This is a genomic window from Novosphingobium sp. SG707, from assembly GCF_012275515.1.
Taxonomy (GTDB): Bacteria; Pseudomonadota; Alphaproteobacteria; order Sphingomonadales; family Sphingomonadaceae; genus Novosphingobium.
Genome location: NZ_JAAZQL010000015.1, coordinates 1 through 17,883 on the forward strand (window position 1 = coordinate 1; position 17,883 = coordinate 17,883).

At 63.6% G+C, this 17,883-nt stretch carries 16 protein-coding genes and 1 pseudogene; 2 read left to right on the plus strand and 15 right to left on the minus strand.

The annotated features are described in order from the left end of the window. A pseudogene (locus FHW92_RS23845) lies at nt 1-261 on the plus strand (mannitol dehydrogenase family protein); the annotation flags it as partial. Here FHW92_RS23845 and FHW92_RS23850 read toward each other — a convergent pair. The 10 genes from FHW92_RS23850 to FHW92_RS23895 form a co-directional block, all read right to left on the minus strand. Beyond that, on the minus strand, nt 251-1,285 hold the full coding sequence (locus FHW92_RS23850) for a LacI family DNA-binding transcriptional regulator (protein WP_168605796.1): 1,035 nt from the start codon (nt 1,283-1,285) through the stop codon (nt 251-253). The pseudogene FHW92_RS23845 and the gene FHW92_RS23850 overlap by 11 nt on opposite strands. A 43-nt stretch (nt 1,286-1,328) precedes the next feature. Next, nucleotides 1,329-1,754: an EF-hand domain-containing protein gene (locus FHW92_RS23855; RefSeq protein ID WP_246870403.1), complete on the minus strand. Its 426-nt coding sequence runs from the start codon at nt 1,752-1,754 to the stop codon at nt 1,329-1,331. A 66-nt stretch (nt 1,755-1,820) separates the two neighbouring features. Further along, nucleotides 1,821-2,600 carry a uroporphyrinogen-III C-methyltransferase gene (cobA, locus tag FHW92_RS23860; RefSeq protein WP_168605797.1) on the minus strand — a complete coding sequence of 260 codons (780 nt, stop codon included), beginning with the start codon at nt 2,598-2,600 and terminating at the stop codon, nt 1,821-1,823. Then, nucleotides 2,597-5,179 carry a molybdopterin-dependent oxidoreductase gene (locus FHW92_RS23865; protein WP_168605798.1) on the minus strand — a complete coding sequence of 861 codons (2,583 nt, stop codon included), beginning with the start codon at nt 5,177-5,179 and terminating at the stop codon, nt 2,597-2,599. Before FHW92_RS23865 ends, cobA begins: the two co-directional genes overlap by 4 nt. Then, nucleotides 5,176-5,529 (minus strand): nitrite reductase small subunit NirD, encoded by a 354-nt coding sequence (gene nirD / locus FHW92_RS23870; RefSeq protein ID WP_168605799.1) that lies wholly within the window; start codon nt 5,527-5,529, stop codon nt 5,176-5,178. Before nirD ends, FHW92_RS23865 begins: the two co-directional genes overlap by 4 nt. Further along, nucleotides 5,526-8,033 carry a nitrite reductase large subunit NirB gene (nirB, locus tag FHW92_RS23875; protein WP_349237746.1) on the minus strand — a complete coding sequence of 836 codons (2,508 nt, stop codon included), beginning with the start codon at nt 8,031-8,033 and terminating at the stop codon, nt 5,526-5,528. The genes nirD and nirB overlap by 4 nt, the downstream gene beginning before the upstream one ends. A gap of 237 nt (nt 8,034-8,270) precedes the next feature. Continuing rightward, complete coding sequence (locus tag FHW92_RS23880; protein ID WP_168605801.1) at nt 8,271-9,572, minus strand: alginate export family protein; 1,302 nt, start codon at nt 9,570-9,572, stop codon at nt 8,271-8,273. A 326-nt stretch (nt 9,573-9,898) separates the two neighbouring features. Next, nucleotides 9,899-11,116: a CmpA/NrtA family ABC transporter substrate-binding protein gene (locus FHW92_RS23885; RefSeq protein ID WP_168605802.1), complete on the minus strand. Its 1,218-nt coding sequence runs from the start codon at nt 11,114-11,116 to the stop codon at nt 9,899-9,901. Further along, nucleotides 11,113-11,694: an ANTAR domain-containing protein gene (locus FHW92_RS23890; protein WP_168605803.1), complete on the minus strand. Its 582-nt coding sequence runs from the start codon at nt 11,692-11,694 to the stop codon at nt 11,113-11,115. The genes FHW92_RS23885 and FHW92_RS23890 overlap by 4 nt, the downstream gene beginning before the upstream one ends. Before the next feature lie 208 nt (nt 11,695-11,902). Beyond that, nucleotides 11,903-13,591 carry a bifunctional protein-serine/threonine kinase/phosphatase gene (locus tag FHW92_RS23895; RefSeq protein ID WP_168605804.1) on the minus strand — a complete coding sequence of 563 codons (1,689 nt, stop codon included), beginning with the start codon at nt 13,589-13,591 and terminating at the stop codon, nt 11,903-11,905. 94 nt (nt 13,592-13,685) lie between these two features. On the opposite strand from FHW92_RS23895, the gene FHW92_RS23900 reads away from it, so the two are divergent. Continuing rightward, entirely contained in the window at nt 13,686-14,909 is a 1,224-nt protein-coding gene (locus tag FHW92_RS23900; RefSeq protein WP_168605805.1) for a nitrate/nitrite transporter, read from the plus strand. Nucleotides 14,910-14,918: 9 nt separating this feature from the next. Here the strand turns inward: FHW92_RS23900 and FHW92_RS23905 are convergent, their stop codons facing one another. From FHW92_RS23905 to FHW92_RS23925, 5 genes are all read right to left on the minus strand, one after another. Beyond that, nucleotides 14,919-15,401 carry an SOS response-associated peptidase gene (locus FHW92_RS23905; protein WP_168605806.1) on the minus strand — a complete coding sequence of 161 codons (483 nt, stop codon included), beginning with the start codon at nt 15,399-15,401 and terminating at the stop codon, nt 14,919-14,921. Nucleotides 15,402-15,404: 3 nt separating this feature from the next. Further along, on the minus strand, nt 15,405-16,097 hold the full coding sequence (locus tag FHW92_RS23910) for a pentapeptide repeat-containing protein (RefSeq protein WP_246870404.1): 693 nt from the start codon (nt 16,095-16,097) through the stop codon (nt 15,405-15,407). Then, nucleotides 16,094-16,747 carry a TetR/AcrR family transcriptional regulator gene (locus tag FHW92_RS23915; protein WP_168605807.1) on the minus strand — a complete coding sequence of 218 codons (654 nt, stop codon included), beginning with the start codon at nt 16,745-16,747 and terminating at the stop codon, nt 16,094-16,096. Before FHW92_RS23915 ends, FHW92_RS23910 begins: the two co-directional genes overlap by 4 nt. A 69-nt stretch (nt 16,748-16,816) precedes the next feature. After that, nucleotides 16,817-16,957 carry a hypothetical protein gene (locus tag FHW92_RS23920; RefSeq protein ID WP_168605808.1) on the minus strand — a complete coding sequence of 47 codons (141 nt, stop codon included), beginning with the start codon at nt 16,955-16,957 and terminating at the stop codon, nt 16,817-16,819. Nucleotides 16,958-16,971: 14 nt separating this feature from the next. After that, entirely contained in the window at nt 16,972-17,862 is an 891-nt protein-coding gene (locus FHW92_RS23925) for a cytochrome-c peroxidase (protein WP_246870405.1), read from the minus strand. Between the last annotated feature and the right edge of the window lie 21 nt (nt 17,863-17,883).

The following is a 17,883-nucleotide window of genomic DNA, read 5'->3' on the forward strand; positions in this document are numbered from 1 at the left end:
CAGCGCTGGCTCGCCACGCTGGCCGCCAATCAGGCGCAGGGCCGATCCTGCCCCGCGATCCTCTCGGCCATCGCCGCCTGGATCAAACACCTGCGCGGCCAAAACGGCCCACTCGATGACCCAAGGGCTGCCGAATTGAGCGAAGTGGCAAAGGGCGACGATCCCGTCCCCGGACTCTTCGCGCCGAAGGGGGCGATGGCCGGGCCGTGGCGCCCGACCGATCAGGATGCGGGCACGATCAGGAGCGCTCTCAGCCTTTGACCACCTCGGCATCGGATTGCCGCAGGATCAGCGTGAAATCCAGCCATTCATGGGCCGGAGCCAGTTTCTTGCTGCGCACCATGCGGGCAAGCATCTCCACCGCCGCTCGCGCCATATCGCTGATCGGTTGGTGGATGGTGGTCAATTCGGGCCAGATCGTCGTGGCCAGCGGCGTATCGTCAAAACCGCAGACCGACAGATCGCCCGGCACATCCAGCCGCTTCGCATGGGCCATGGCGACCGTCGCGGCGGCCATATCGTCATTGCTGGCAAAGATCGCGCTAGGCGGCTGGGGCGCGGCCAGGATCGCGGCGGCGGCCTCCAGCCCGGAGCGATAGGTGAAATAGCCTTGGGCTATGATGGCCGGGTCGGGGGCCAATCCGGCCTCGGCCAGAGCGGCGAGATAGCCCTGATAGCGGCGCTCGCTGGCGCTTTGGTCAGGGTTGCCCTTGATAAAACCGATCCGGCGATGGCCGCGCGCGATCAGGTGGCTGGTCATGGCGCGCCCCGCCGCGAAATCGTCGATGCACACCGAGGCGACATCCTCGCGCGGGACTCCCGGCGCCACCGCCACCACCGGAATGCTCTCTGCGGCCAAGGCCGTCAGCATTGCCTCGGATTCACACAGAGGCGGGGGCAGGATGATCCCGCTGATCCGTCCGCGCCGCAAATGGGCGACCATCTCGGACACGCTGGCCTCTTCGCCGAATTTTTCGACCATCAATTGCACATTGAGGCTGCTGGCGCGGTCGAGGCTGCCCATCAGAAATTCGGAGAGATAGGCCGAGGAAGGGTTTGAATAAACAAGGGCAATGCGCGTATCCTCGCCCCCGGCCAATTGCCGCGCGGCGGCCGATGGCGCGTAATCCAGCGCCGCAATCGAGGCCTCCACCTTTTCGCGCGTGGCCGGGCGCACCGCCGCTTCACCATTGATAACGCGCGAAACCGTCATCGGCGAAACACCGGCATGGCGGGCGACATCGGCAATCGTGGGCGCATTACGCTGGCTGCGGGAACGGGTCATGATCCTTGGTAGCGCATATCATCGCCCCGCGGCAACCATGCGCTTATCCCCCGCGCGCGGCTTTGCCTTTGTCGTTCAGAGCCTTCATCTCGGCGGCGGTGATGACATTGTCATGATTGGCATCGGCCACATCAAAGCTGCGCGCCGGTCCGTTGACGAATTCCTCGCGGCTGATCCGTCCATCATGGTTGGCGTCGAATTGCTGGAGCATTGCCTGCAACCGGGGCGCGAAATGGCCGGCCAGCAGGCGCGGCACATCATCGCCCGACACAAACCCGTCGCCATTGCGGTCAAACCGCGCGAATTGCCCGGCGCGATAGGCGAGGAATTCAGCCCGCGTCACCTGGCCATTGCCATCGGCATCGGCCTGCGAAAGGCGCTGGGCCAGATCGGCACGATCACCCCCCATGCCTTGCGCCATAGCGGGCGCGGCAATCAACAGACCAAGACAAAGACCGATGGTTTTCATGGCACACCCCGCCATCAAGAGTTGCGTATCGGATTCGCTCCGTCCGCAACCATCGACGCGTCGGGCTCAATTGGCAATAATGTGAAAGTACTCCATCGCCGCCGGAGTGAAATCGGGCGCCCGCACCGCCTCGCCAATCAGCAGAAGGGTTGGGTCATCATCGCTGATCGTGGCGACCAGGAAAGCCAGCGTCGAGAGCTTGCCCCGGATCAGGCGTTCATCGGGGCGCGAGACATTGACCGCCACCATCACCGGAGTTTCCGGATCGCGCCCCGCCGCGATCAGCCCACGCGCGATCTCGCCCGCCGCCGCGCGGCCCATATAGACGCCAACGGTCTGGCTCTCGCTTGCCAGCGTCGCCCAATCCAGCTTCAATGGTTCGCCTGCGCGCAGATGGGCCGTGACATAGGTGATGCCCCGCGCCGATCCGCGCAGCGTCAGCGAGGCGCCCGCGCTGGCCGCCGCCGCGCTGGCCGTGGTGATGCCGGGGCAGACCTTGGCCACCACGCCGCCCTTTGCCAGATGCTCGATCTCCTCGGCGCTGCGGCCAAAGACCGAAGGGTCGCCGCCCTTCAGGCGCACCACGCGCTGGCCCGCCAATGCGGCCTCCAGCAACAGATCGTTGATCGAACCCTGCGCCTTGCTGTGGCGGCCCGAACGCTTGCCCACGCTGACCATCCGTGTGCCCGGACGGACCAGCGCCAGCACGCCTTCGCCCACCAGCGCATCATAGAACACCACATCGGCGGCGCGGATCAGCCTTTCGGCCTTGCGCGTCAGCAATTCCGGATCGCCGGGGCCTGCGCCCACCAGCCAGACCATACCTGCGGGAAAATCGTGGCTCATTCCGCCGCCTCCATCATCTTTGCCAACATGCGCGCCAAGGCAGGGCGGCAAGAGCCGCAATTCGTGCCCGCACGCGTTTCTTCGCCAATAGCCGCCACGCTGCACGCACCCGCGCAGATGGCTTCCTCAATATCCTTTTCGCCCACCCCGTGACAGACGCAAACAATCGCGCCGCGATCAGGGGCCGGGGTGCTGGGCCGCGCGGCCAGCCATTCGGTGGCCTCGCCATCCGCGCCCAATTGCTCGGCAATCCATGCACGGGCGGGCAAGGTGCCATCGCGCGTCACGAACAAGGCCCCGGCAAGAGCGCCATCATCGCCGCGCACCGCGATGCGCCGCATACCGCGCACATGGTCGGCCACCTCCAGCCTTTCACCGGCGGGCAACAGGCCAACCACCTCGACCGAGCCCATCCCGGCCAGTTCATAAAGCCAGCCACCCTTGACCCGCGACCGGCTCCAGAACAAAAGCCCTTCAGGCGCCGCCGGTTCCTTGAGCAGAAGAAATCCGCGCCATTCGGGGGCCACCGGTTCCACTCTTGCGGGCGTGTTCTTGAAGGCGGGCTGGCCCGAAACCGGGTCCACACGCTGGGCGGGCAGGAGATTGGCGCGCGCGCCGCCCGCCATCACATCGGTCCAGTGCATCGGCACGAATATGTCGCCGCGTCGCTGGCCATCGCTGATCCCAACGCGGAACACCGAGGCGCCATTGGCCGTGGCCACTCGGGCCAAACCGCCATCGTCCAGCCCATAGAGCATCGCGTCATCGGGGTGGATTTCGAGCAGAGCCTCGCGCCGGTGCTGGGCCAGCGTGGGGGCATAGCCGGTGCGGGTCATCGTGTGCCACTGGTCGCGATAGCGCCCGGTGTTGAGGCGCAGCGGATAGGCCGGATCAATCGCCGCCATTGCGGGCGGGCGCACCGAAATCAGCCGCGCACGGCCATCGCTCGTGCTGTAGCCATCGGCCAGCGGATAATCGCCGCCCCATTGAAAGGGCATCATCGTATCATAACCGGCATCGGAAATCTGGGCATGATCGCGCAGATCCAGCCGCCGACCATAACGCACCGCCAGTTCCGTCATCGCGGCATATTCGCGCCAGATTTGCGCCGGGCGATCATAGGCAAAGGCATCGCCCCAGCCCATGCGCGCCGCCACTTGCCCCATGATCCACCAGTCGGCCTTGGCCTCGCCGGGGGCGGGGAAAAGGGTGCGCTGGCGGCTGATGCGGCGTTCGGAATTGGTGACGGTGCCGTCCTTTTCGCCCCAAGCATGAGCGGGCAGGCGGATATGGGCAAAGCGGCCTGTGTCGGTATCGGCAATCGCCTCGGACACCACCACCGTGGGGCAGCGCTCCAGCGCCTCGCGCACGAAACCGGCGTCGGGCATGGAGGCCGCCGGGTTGGTGGCCATCACCCAGAGGAACTTGATCGACCCGTCATGAATGGCGCGGAACATGTCCACCGCCTTCTTGCCGGGGCCGGAGCAGATGTTGGCGGTGTTCCAGAAACCGGCCACATCGCGCAATTCCGCGTCGGAAAAACCCAGATGGCAGGCCAGCATATTGGCCAGCCCGCCCACCTCGCGGCCGCCCATTGCATTGGGCTGGCCGGTCATGCTGAAAGGTGCGGCGCCGGGCTGGTTGATGCGGCCCATGGCAAGGTGCAGATTGGTGATCGCATTGCCCTTGTCGGTGCCGCTGGAGGACTGGTTGGCCCCCATCGAGAACAGCGTGACCATACGCGGATGGGCAGCGACCAGATCGGCCAGAGCGGCGAATTGTTCGGCCGGAACGCCAGGATCGCAGGGCAGGCCCGCCCAGAAACCAAGCGGCACATTCAGCCCCGCATCATCGGTCAGTCCGCGCGCATGCATCTCGGCCAGCAGCGCGTTGAACAAAGCCACATCGCCATCTGGGGCCAGCGCCACATGCAGGTCGGCCTGCTCGGCGGTTTCGGTGCGGCGCGGGTCGATCACGACGATCTTGGTGCCGCGCGCGGCGCGGGCCGCTTCCATCCGCTGCCAGATCACCGGGTGGCACCATGCGGTGTTGCTGCCCACCAGCAGGATCAGATCGGCCTCTTCAAGGTCGCTGTAGCTGCCGGGCACAATGTCTTCGCCAAAGGCGCGATTGTGGGCGGCAACGGCGCTGGCCATGCAGAGGCGCGAATTGGTGTCGATATTGGCGCTGCCGATAAAGCCTTTCATCAGCTTGTTCGCCACGTAATAGTCTTCGGTCAGCAATTGGCCCGAGACATAGAAGGCGACCGCATCGGGGCCATGGGCCTCGATCGTCTCGCGCATCCGGTCGGCCACTTCATCCAGCGCAGCGTCCCAGCCGACCGTCTGATCGCCGATCATGGGTGCGAGCAGGCGCCCGTCCAGCGCTACCGTCTCACCCAGATGTGTGCCCTTGGAGCAGAGGCGGCCGTGATTGGCGGGGTGCTGACCGTCGCCCTGGATGGTGACGGCGCGCTCCCCCGGCACTCCTGCCTGCAGGGGGGCGGCCGCCACCTGAGCGGCGATGCCACAGCCAACGCCGCAATAGGCGCAAGTGGTGCGGATCGCCGCCTTGTTCATGCCATGGCCTCCGGAGCTTTGGCCGAAACCAGCGCGTCGCGCTTGAGATACAGCCGCCCGGCGTCCTCGCGGATGGGGATGGTGGGCACGCAGCCCTTGTCATCGCCCAGCGCCTCGCCGGTTTTCAGGCTGATGTTCCAGCTGTGCAGGGGGCAGGTCACGACATTGCCATGCACGATGCCTTGGCTGAGGGGGCCGTGCTTGTGCGGGCATTTGTTGACCAGCGCGTAGAACTGATTGTCCAGCGTGTGGAAGATGGCGATCTCCTCGCCACCCTGCACCGGCAGGGTGCGGGCATTGCCGGGGCTGATCTGCGTGGTAGGCCCGATATCGATCCAGTCACCAATCATTCTGCGGCCTCCTTCATCTGCATGGTGGGAAAGGGACGGAACTCGGCCAGATGCTGGTGGAGTTCGCTGTCTTCGCCGGCGGCGCGGCGGGCCCATGGGTCGTCCTGCATGAACTGTTGCGAGTAATGGAAACGCTCGGCCAGCTTGGCGACCGCCTCGGGATCGTCGAACAATTGCGCCTTCACGTAATCGAGGCCAACACGTTCGATCCACGGCGCGGTGCGCTCCAGATACCATGCCTGTTCGCGGTAAAGCTGGATAAAGGCGGCGCAGACATCGAGCGCTTCCTGCTCGGTCGTCACCTTGGACAGCAGATCGGTGGCGCGGACATGGATGCCGCCATTGCCGCCGACATGCAGTTCATAGCCCGAGTCCACGCAGATCACGCCAAAGTCCTTGATCGTGGCCTCGGCGCAATTGCGCGGGCAGCCCGATACGGCGATCTTGAACTTGTGGGGCATCCACGATCCCCAGGTCATCTGCTCGGCCTTGATGCCAAGGCCGGTCGAGTCCTGCGTGCCGAAGCGGCACCATTCCGAACCGACGCAGGTTTTGACCGTGCGCAGCGACTTGCCATAGGCATGGCCCGACACCATCCCGGCGGCATTCAGATCGCCCCAGATCGCGGGCAGGTCTTCCTTCTTGATGCCGAACAGGTCGATGCGCTGGCCGCCGGTCACCTTGACCAGACGGGCCTGATACTTGTCGGCGGCGTCGGCAATGGCGCGCAATTCGTCGGGGGTGGTAACACCGCCCCACATGCGCGGGACCACCGAGTAGGTGCCGTCCTTTTGGATATTGGCATGCATGCGCTCGTTGACGAAGCGGCTCTGCTGATCGTCCACATACTCGCCCGGCCATGCGCAGAGCAGGTAATAGTTGAGGGCAGGGCGGCAGGACGCGCAGCCATCGGGCGTTTTCCACGTCAGCTCCTGCATGACCTGCGGAATGGCCTTCAGCTCTTTTTCCACGATCAGGCGGCGCACATCGTCATGGCTGAAGGTAGTGCACTTGCAGAGCGTTTTCGGCCCCGACTTCACATCGTCGCCCAGCGTCAGTTTCAGCAGGCTTTCCACAAGGCCCGTGCACGAGCCGCAGGAGGCCGAGGCCTTGCATTGGCTGCGCACAGCGTCGAGGCTGCAGGCGCCGCCCTTGATGGTCGATACAACGGTTCCCTTGGTCACGCCGTTGCAGCCACACACTTCGGCATCGTCCGAAAGGGCGGCAACGGCGGCATTAGGGTCCGCGAGGGCGCCTCCGCCCTGGGCAAAGGCCTGACCGAAGATCAGGGCTTCGCGGATGTCGGAAACATCTTCCTCGCGCTTGAGCAGGTCGAAATACCATGATCCGTCGGCGGTATCGCCGTAAAGCACCGCGCCGACCAGCTTGTTGTCCTTGACGATCACGCGCTTGTACACGCCGCGCGCCGCATCGCGCATGACGATGTCTTCGCAATCGGCCCCGCCCGAAAAATCACCGGCCGAGAACAGGTCGATCCCCGAAACCTTGAGCTTGGTCGAGGTGACCGAGCCGGTATAGCCCGTGGGCGCGGCCACCGCCGCATCGGCCAGCGAACGGCACATTTCCCACAAAGGGGCGACCAGACCATAGCAGATCCCGCGATGCTGAACGCATTCGCCCACCGCCATCACGGCCGGATCGCTGGTGACCATGTGATCGTCGACCATGATGCCGCGTTCGACTTCGAGCCCAGCCTGACGCGCCAGCGCGGTCGAAGGGCGGATGCCCACGGCCATCACCACGATGCTGGCGGGGATCTCTCGGCCATCCTTCAGCTTGACGCCGACGACCTTGCCGTCCTTGCCCAGAATTTCGGCGGTATCGGCCCCGGTCAGGATCGTCTGGCCCCGGCGTTCCAGCTCGCTCTTCAGCAACCAGCCGGCGGCCTCGTCGAGCTGACGCTCCATCAGCGTGGGCATCAGGTGCAGCACGGTCACGTCCATGCCGCGCAGTGACAGACCATGGGCCGCCTCCAGCCCGAGCAGGCCCCCGCCGATCACCACCGCATGGCCGCCATTGGCCGCCGCGGCCAGCATCTTGTCCACGTCATCCAGATCGCGGAAAGACACCACGCCTGACAGATCCTTGCCCGGCACCGGGATGATGAAAGGTTCAGAGCCCGTGGCGATCAACAGGCGGTCATAAGCCTCGATGCGACCCGAAGCGCTCGTGACCGTCTGTGCGGCGCGATCAATCGCCACCACCGGATCGCCCGAGATCAGCGTAATGTCGTTTTCGACATACCACTCGGCCGTGTTGATCACGATGTCGTCAAACTGCTTTTCACCGGCCAGAACCGGCGAGAGCATGATGCGGTTATAGTTCACCCGCGGTTCGGCGCCAAAGATCGTGATGGCAAAGCGGTCTGCATCGCGGGCGAGAATTTCCTCCACCGCGCGGCAACCGGCCATGCCGTTGCCGACCACAACAAGCCTTTCGCGCAAATCGCCTTCGGGGATTTTCACAAGGTTGGGGGCATTCACCTCGGGCACTCCTGGGTTTTGCGCGCCAAACAGAAAAAAGCCGCAACGAAGCCATCCGTTGGGACGGTTCGATGCGGCTTCATTGCCACGCATATGTTGGATGGTATGCGATGGTTCCGGTCAATCCGCCCGACGCTGGGCGAGGAACCAATGCATGTATGGATGTATCTTACCGCATCGCGTTTCATCTGCAAGAGGTTTTGTGCGGATGCGAAAGATTATGGTCAGTGATATGATTTAAAAGGAATATTCTGCTTGCAGCCAGAACTTTTTGGTGTCCGCGCCAAAGCCCTTGGCCTGATAGTCGGCATATTTGACCAACCATGTGACCTTGCTGATCTTGAAGCCGATCTGGGCGTCCAGTTCATCGCCATATTTCAGGCTGTTCACCGCGCTGCCGAACCAGTGATAGGTCACGCCATAGTTGAGGCCGGGCAGGGCCTTGACCTTGGGAAACTTGCCCGCAACGCCCACATAGGTGTCGGCAAGGCCATTGGCGGGCGTGGTCAGAAAGAGATCCGCCGTGCCGTTGAACTTGTGCAGCGTGGCCATCGGCGTCTGGAATGACCATGTGCCGCCTGCAGCGCCGCGATCCGCGCCCAGCTCTTCATAACCGCCGGTGAAAGTGGTGTTCATGACATTTAGCGCAGCTTCGCCAAAGTAATAGTCGGCATTATAGGTCTTGGCGTTGCGATCGTAATTGCGCTGGTTGGCATAGCTGCCTGTCAGCACGAAATTGATGTTTTTGGCCAGTTTGATCGGCGCCGTATTGCCGCGAATGCCATAGGTCTGCGAGCTATCCAGCGCGCTGCGCGCCGCCGCATTCGAGAAGGCGGTTTTGTCGTAATCAAGGATATAGGCAAAGCCCTTGATCACCCCCAGCGCGTTCCTCAGCCCGCCGTTGAGGAAGATGAAGTGGCCGTTATAGGCTTTGCGCGGGCCGCCATCATTGCCGAAAATCGAACGCTGGCTGATCGCATAGGTGGCGTCCAGCAAAATCGGGCCGCCATTGACGGTGCCGCGCACTGCGTCAAACGTCTGCTCGTTCTGGCGCCAGGCCACCGAGCCGACAAAGCGTTGATCGTCCAGATTGATCCGCTGGCGGCCGACGGTCAGGCCGATGCCCTGCTTTTGATAGGCGATCTGAAAACGGTTGAAGGCGGCGTTCTGCGGATCGGGGATCACGGCCTGCGCGGTGCGATACTGGCTGCTGGCGGGGTTGGCATAGGGGAAGGCGCTGTAATGGTCGTCGAGCGCCACTGTCCCCGTACCCTCAACCAGCGCCGAGAGGCCCGAAGCCTTGTGCTTGATTTCCGCCCCGGCCCGAACGCGCAGCGTGACAGCGTCCGCGCTTTTGGTGGTGGCATCCACATCTTCCCAGCGCAGGCGCGCATCGACAATCGGGTCAAACCTCATCGCGCCATCGGCAAAAGGCACCGGATCCCCAAACTTGGGCGCAGGCGCGGCGGCATAAGCAGTCGTGGCGGCAGTCGTGGCGATTAACGCGACCGGCGCGGCGGTCAGCAGATAACGGATCATGGCTCGTCCCCTCATGGAAAATCTGCCTTTTCGAAGGCAAAGCTCTCCCGTTCCCGCCCGGGCGGGTTGCTGTTCTGTTGGCTGTTTTGTCACGCGCCAGCGCGGGCTCTGTGGGGCAGGGCGTAAAACGCAAAAAGCCGCCTCGGCCTGCTTCCCCCTCCTTGGGGAACAGACCGGGCGGCGCCATTGCCACGAAACTTTTGCTGGCGTTTCGCCTCCGTTGGCCAATCCCGTCTTTGGGTTCGGCCTATCGAAACGCGTGCCGGTTTTACGGCGAGGCGGGAAATTTCGGCAAGCGCTTATTCCCCCTGACGCCCGCGCCTACGCTATTTGGCGTAGGCGTCGCGCGCCAGGTAACCGGCCAGATCGTGCGGATCAAAGATGCGCCCGTCAAAAAACGCATTCTTTTCCAGCGTGATAAGCCCTTGCTGCGTCCCCACCGCCATGGGCTGATGCAGGCTGCCCTCCACCTTGGACGAGGCGCCGGGCAGGGGGGCATCCGTTCCGGTTAGAGCGCTGCGGTAAACATCGGGGCGGAAAACCCGCGCGACCTTGGCCTCATCGTCCGCATCATAGGGCGTGCGATCCCAGCGCAGCATTTGCGAATAGAGCCATTGGGCCTGACTAACCCACGGAAAATTGGCCGCTTCCCGATATTGAAACATGAAATCGGGGAAATGGATCAGCTCGCCGCCCTTGTGCAGCAACAGCCGGTCGCCCAGCGCGCGCTGGATCAGATTGACATCGGCGTTGAGATATTCGGGCCGCGCCAAAATCGCCGCATTGGTGACCAGCGCCTCGGGATCGACGAATTGCCGCGCGGCGCGATGCAGCGCGCGGATCAGAGCTTCAACCTCCCCGCGCCGCGATTCCATCACCGACTCGCGCATGGCCAGCACCTTTTCCACGCCGCGCCGCCACACCTGCGCCGTGGCCAGCACGATCGTGCCCGCGCCCCGTTCCACCGCCACGCTGTTCCACGGTTCGCCCACGCAAATGCCGTCAACATCGCCCGCCTCCAGCGCATCGGCGCAGAAGGGCGGGGGCACGGTGGTGATCTCCACATCCTCATCGGGGCGAATGCCGCAACCGGCCAGCCAGTAGCGCAGCATGTAATTATGGCTGGAATAGCGATGCACCACGCCAAAGCAGAAAGGATGGCCCGCCGCCTTGCGCTCCATCGCAATCTCGCGCAGCGCCGCGCCCACCGCCACCGGATCGCCCAAGGCGCCTTCGGGCGCAACACGCTGCGCAAGATCGGATTTCAGCGTGATCGCATTGCCGTTCAGCCCTAGCACAAAGGGCGCCGACAAAGGCTGGGCAGGGCGCCCGCGCCCCAGCGTCGTGGCAATTGCCAGCGGAGCCACCATATGCGCCGCATCGGTATGGCCATAAAGCAGCCGGTCCAGCACCGTGGCCCAACTGACATCCTTCACCAGTTCGAGGCTGAGCCCTTCCTCGGCGGCAAAGCCATGGACATGGGCCAGAATGGGCAGCGCCGCATCGACCAGAGGCAGAAAACCGATGGAGAATTTGGTCGTCATGCTGCTCCTCCGATCAATTTATGGGCGGTGACCACCGCGTCGGCGATTTCGGCAATGCGCTTGCCCTGGTTCATCGCGGTCTTACGCAATTCGGCGTATGCCTCCGGCTCGCCCAGTCCGCGCGTCTGCATCAGGATGCGCTTGGCCTTGTCCACGGCCTCACGCTCGGCCAATTTGCTTTGCGCAACAGAGAGTTCTGTTTGCAGGCGCGAAAAAGCGTGGAAGCGCCGGATGGCCAGATCGAGGATCGAGCGGATGCGGTGCGGGGCAAAGCCGTCGACCACATAGGCCGAGACCCCGGCATCAATGCTGGCGCCGATGGATTCCTCGTCGGAGTCATCGACAAACATGGCGATCGGGCGGGCCAGAACGCGGCTGACGGCGAAATATTCCTCCAGCACGTCGCGGCTGGGATTCCCCAAGTCCATCAAGACGATATCGGCGTCAATTTCCGAAATCCGGCGCACCAGCCCGCGCCTTTCGGTGATCACGAAGATCTCGCAATCGCCAAGCTGGGCAAGACCTTCCTGCATCACGCTGGCCCGGACCGCGCTTTCATCGATGATGGCTATTCGCATGGATTCTCGATGGCGGCGGACGGGCCGCAACGCAAGGGGCTTTGCGTGATTTTCAATTTGCACTTGCATAAGCGAGACGAATCCGGCATTTTTATTTCGCAGCTGCCGCAAAGGCGCGGTCGGCTATTTGCAAAATCATTTCCACCACCATAGTCGGCAATGGCGCCGCCCCTTTTCAGCAAGGTGCAGCGCCATGTCGAATCGACTTTTATTTCCAGATCAACACCGCAACCAGCGCCGCAAAGAGCAGCGCGGATACGCCTTTCCAAAAGGCGACCGGATGTCGCTCGATCAGCGCGGGTTTGCGCAGGGGCGTGCGCTCGACCGCCGCGCCGCCTTCCAGCGCGCGCAGCAATTCAACCACATCGCCGAACCGGTCCTGAGGCTGGATCGCCACAGCGCGCAGCAGGACAGCGTCGAGCCAACCGGGCAACTCGGGCCGCGTGCGGCTGGGCGGGGCGGCTTCGCGGAAACGCGGGCGGCTGAAGGCTTCGGCCTCGCCATAGGGCCAGACGCGGGCGAACAGGCGCCACAGCGTCACGCCCAGCGCGAATTGATCGCTTTCCTCGCTGCCCGCCTCGCCGGAAAACATTTCGGGGGCCAGATAGGAGGGCGTGCCGGGGATCTCGTCGCCGGTGAAATCCTCGATGCGAGGCAGGCGCGCCACGCCAAGGTCCACCAGTTTCAACCCGCCCTCACGCGGCAGGATGACATTCTCGGGCTTGATGTCGCGGTGAATGATGCCCTGTCTGTGCAGCGCGGCTACCGCGCGGGTCAGGCCGACGGCAATGCCCAGCGCCTCGTCCAGCGCAATGGGGGCTTTCATCCGCTCTTCCAGCGTTTGCCCGTCATAGAAAGGCTGGACCCCGTAAAGGCGCGTCTGGCGTTCGAGCGAAACGGGAATGGCGCCGCCGACGAAGGGGCTGTTCACCCGGCTGCCGATCAGCAATTCCCGAGTGAAGGCCGAGCGGGCGCCGCTTTCGGACAGCAGGGTCGGCTTGGGAAATTTGATAACCACTTCGGCACCATCGGCCGTATCGGTGGCGCGGAACAATCGCGTGTATCGCCCATCGGACAACACGCTTTCCAGCCGAAACCCATCGACGCTTTCGCCCGCCTCGGGCGGTGGCAGGATGGGCAGGCGGGCCAGATCGCCCGCAATCGCATCATGGCCCACAGCGGGCAGGCTGACCACATCGAGCACCAGCGCGCTGGCATTATCCTGTCCGCCCGCATTCAGTGCGGCGGTGGCCAGAGCCTGCGCATCCGCCTCGGCGGATTGCCGCTGACTCAGGATTTTCTCGATTTTTCGCGCCGACAAAACGCCATGCACACCGTCGCTGGTCAACAGCAAACGGTCATGCTCGGCCAGCGCGATCTCGTGATGGTCCAGCCGCAACTCCTCCTCCAGCCCCAGCGCGCGCAAGAGGATATGGCGCCGGTCGGGATGGGAATGGGTGTGATCCTTGGTGATCTGACTCAAGTGTCCATCGCGCAGCAGCCATGCCCGGCTGTCGCCCACATGGCAGACATGCGCACGACGCCCACGCAGAACCAATGTGGTAAACGTGGTCGCGCAATGTGCCATCGTCTCGCTGCGCCCCATCGCGGAGAGCCAGCGGTTATACGGCGCCATCACCCGGTTGACGGCCGCCGCCACGCCGATCGTGTCGCTTTGCGTGAAATATCCATCGAGCAGGCTGGCCACGGCCAGTTCCGCCGCGATCCTTCCGCCCTTGCCGCCCGACACCCCATCGGCCAGCGCGGCCACCATTCCGCGCCCCGCGCGCTCGATTTCCGTGCCGAGGTAAACTCCGGCAAAGTCCTGATTTTCCGCGCGAGGCCCGCATTCGCTGGCCACGCCCGCGCTTACCCACAACCTGCCTTCATCGCGCATGCTCAGCCATCCCTCTCACGTACACACGCGATTGGCAGGCTGGCAAAGGCGCCCGTCAAGCCCTTAAATCCTTTCACCGTGGAGACCCTTTGCGATGACTGACAAATCCTTCTGGCAATCGGGCCATCGGCCCACGCTGATCATGGCCTTCCTCTATTTCGACGTCGCCTTCATGGTGTGGAACCTGCTTGGCCCGCTGGCGCCGATCTTTTCCAAGGCGCTGGCGCTGTCCCCTGCGCAAAAGGGTTTTATCGTGGCTGTCCCCACGCTGGCGGGCGCAGTGCTGCGTCTGGTCAACGGCTTTCTGGTGGATCGCATCGGCCAGAAAGTGACCGGCACGATCGGCCAGATCATCGTCATCGCAGGCCTGATCGCGGCATGGCATTTTGGCGTTTCCTCGATGAACGGCCTGATTGCGGTGGGCATCATCCTTGGCTTTGCCGGGGCCAGCTTTGCCGTGGCGCTGCCGCTGGCGAGCCGCTGGTATCCGCCCCAGCATCAGGGCAAGGCGATGGGCATTGCCGGCATGGGCAATTCGGGCACGGTGCTGGCCGCGATCTTCGCGCCGCTGCTGGCCAAGGCCTATGGTTGGGAAAATGTGCTGGGTCTGGCCGCCATTCCCGTTGCGATCATCTTCGTCGCCTATCTGGTCTTCGTTAAGGACAGCCCGCATCAGCCCCCCGCCAAATCGACCGGCGACTATGTGAAGGGCTATTTCAAAATGCTGGCCGATGGCGATGCATGGTGGTTTATCCTGTTCTACGGCGTGACCTTTGGCGGTTTCGTCGGCCTGTCGGGCTCGCTGCCAAGCTGGTACACGGGCGAACTGGGCTTTACCCCGGTTCAGGCGGGCTATGCCACGGCGGCCTGCGTGTTTGCCGGTTCGCTGGTGCGCCCGATGGGCGGCGCTTTGGCCGACCGTATCGGCGGGATCAAGACGCTCTCGGCCGTCTATGCGCTGGCCGCCGTGCTGCTGGTGGTGATCTCGCAATCCCCGGCCAGTTTCACCGTGATGTTCCCGCTGTTCTTCCTGACCATGGCGACGCTGGGCGTGGGGAATGGCGCGGTGTTTCAATTGGTGCCCCAGCGCTTCCGTCATGAAATCGGCGTGATGACCGGCCTTGTCGGCTTTGGTGGCGGCGTGGGCGGTTTTTACCTCGCCTCTTCGCTCGGCCTTGCCAAGCAGTGGACCGGTTCGATGAGCAGCGGCTTCCTCATCTTTGCCGCCCTTTCGGTGGTAGCTCTGGCGGGGCTGACCGGTGTGAAGAAGCGCTGGCGCACGACCTGGGGTGCGGCGATCAGCGGCGTTCGCATCTAACCTGCGAATTTAACTTTCGGCCAGCCTTCGGGCCAGTTTGAAATCGGCATGGAGCCATGTCCCGAAATCCTGAGGCTTCAGGATCACAGGCATGGCTTCCACCGTCAGCATCGCAAAGCTGGGAATTTCGGAATCGCGCCAGATGCCCGCAGCGGCCAGAACCGGCCTGGCGCGATCCTCCATCCAGCCGCCACGCGCATGAAACGCCGTCATCGGCACAAGACAGCGAAACTGGGTATGGCGCAGAGTGCCAATCCAGAACGGGCTGTCCAGATTGCGGACATGGGTGACGATATGCTCTCCGCGCGGTGGGGGCGGCACGCCCCACAGGCGCGGGACCAGAATGCGCCCGCGCTCTTTATCTCGTATGGCCACGGGCGCATAACCGCCCGGCGCCACCGGCCCGCCCATCCAGACATCGCCCGCCGCATCCGCGCCCAGAACCGCAGCAATCTGCGCGGCATCGGCATCAAGGCGATAGGCGGACGCCAAAAATCAGCCCAGCTTCAGCCCCAGTTCGGCCAGCAATTGTGCGGCTTGCGCGCGCGAAATCGTCGCCCCGCGAAACAGCGCCGCATCGGTCAACCGCAAACCGCCCAGATCCGCCCCGCGCAGATCGGCCTTGTCAAAACGCGCGCCGACAAGGTTGGCATCGCGCAGGCTGCAATCCTCAAAGCTCACATCGCGGAAATCGCATTTGCGCAGGTCGGCCTGCGAAAAATCCACCCGCGCAAAGTGCTGCTTGCGGAAATCCAGCCCGGCCAGCTTGGCCCCCGCCATCAGCGTTTCCTCAAAATGGGCGTCAATAATCCGCGCATCGCCAAGATCCGCCCCGGTCAGCTTGCCCCCGATAAAGCGCAAGCTGGTCATGCGGGCATGGCGCAGATTGGCGTTATTCAGATCGCAGGAGCGGAACACTGCATCGGTCAGATCGGCGTTGAAAAAACTGGCCATGGGCGCGCGGCAGGATTGCCATTGCGTGCGCTCCAACCGCGCCTTGGCCAATTCGGCGCGACGCAGCGTGCAGCGCTCAAACCTCCACCCGGCCAGATCAAGCTCCCCCAGTTCGGCGCCATCCAGATCGCAAGCGACCAGATGGACGCCGCCCTTGTGCGCCCGCGCCAAAGCGGCCACATCATCGCGGCCCAATGGGCGATTTTCGATCATCTCCGACATTTTCTCACTCATGATTTTTGGCGCAGGGCCGCGATGGCATCCATCATCTCGCCATAGGCATCGACCGTGGGATCGACCAGCGATTGCAGTTGCAGGCCATCGGACAAGGCGATCAATTGCCGCGCCCTTGAGGCGGGGTTGACGCTTGCCGGAATGGTCCCCTCGGCCTGTTCCAGCCTTATATGGTGCTCCAGCCTGGCCGAGACGGCTTCAAAGCGTTTCAGAAAGAAATCATGCGCGGGGTGCTGCGCCTCCACCGCTTCGGCGGCAAAGGTCAGATAGAGATGCATGATGCCTGGAATGGTCATGTTGCGCCGGATATGGCGGGCAAAATCGTCCAGCGTGTCGCCTCCTTCGGGCGCCGCGCGGCGGGCATCCTCGTCCCAGCGGATGATGACCTGTTGCAGCAATTCCTCGCGGCTGGAAAAGTAATAGAGGATATGGGCCGGTTCGATCCCCAGCGCCCGCCCGATCTCGCGCAGCGAAGGGTTGCGCAATTCCTGACGGCTCAGCCGGTCCATCAGACCGGTGAGGATCTCCTCGCGCCGCGCCATGCCCTTGGCCGAGGCGCCTGCCGATGATTTTGGCACCGATGATTTTGGCGCCGATCCGGTCGCGCGCTTTTTCGCGCCGGTGCGGGGCGGGGAAGTGGGCAGGCTCATGCCATTCCTTTCGCACACAATGGCGCGGGGCAACAAGGCTAAATGGCGGGAGGAATTAATCCAGCAAGATCAAGGACAGAGCGAGGTTCGTCCCTCGCTGGCCAGCACCACGGCGGCCAGATCCGGCATCGGGATCGCCATGCCGCAATGCGAGAGGAGCGCTCGACAGGGCCCGAAAGCCTGCTGCAGCCCGATCAGCGCGCGCGGCATGGTTCATGCCCTTGTTATAATTTCACGCCGCAGGCGGTCTGCGGCAAAGAAAAGTCTTGGTTGTTCAAAAACTTATCATCGGTTAAGGCGTTCAGAAAGACCTTGATTGCACGCGTCTTGTCCGGCGTGAGGTTCAGCCCGTGGCGTCCGATGGCATCATCAAGGGTCGGGGCCGAACCATCGTGCCAATAAGGCCCGGTGACCGCCACATTGCGCAGGGAAGGGGTGCGGATGCGGCCTCGATCGGCCTGCCTGCCGGTGGTTTCATACAGCCCCTGATCGGGCGCGGCCGGGTCCGGTGGGCTCAGCCGGTGAAAGGTCATGTCGGTAAAATCGGGGCCTTTGTGACACGAGGCGCAGGACCGGCGAAAGGCAGCCCATCCCACGGTGGCCTCGGGCGAGAGCCAGCGGCGGTCAAAGGGCGCATCGCGCGAAATCAGGCTCCGCTCGAAATCGGCCAGCGCGCGGGATATTTTGGCAAAATCCAGTTTCTGATCATGGCCCGGAAAGGCGGCAGCGAACATCTGGCGGTAACAGGGATCGCGCCCCAGCCGCTTGGGGATTTCCTCCTGCATCCCGGCCATGCCCATTTCCACAGGATGCGTCCCGAAAACCGGCACGGCAGCCTGCTTTTCCAGCGTGGTTTGGCGCGGATCGGCCCATGTCAGCGGCGAAAAGCGCCCGACATTGGCAAGGCCGGGGACATTGCGCCGCCCCGGTTCGTCCGTCACGCCGGGGTGGACCCGGTTGCCGTCGCTAAAGCCGTGGCGTTGTTCGTGGCATGTGGCGCAGGACATCGTGCCGTCGCGCGAGAGGTCGGCGTCGTAAAACAACCGCCTTCCCAGAGCCACCCGCGCATCATGGCGATTCTGCGCCAGCACCTGTGGCGGGATAGCCAAGGTCATTAATGCCGTAAATGCAAAGAT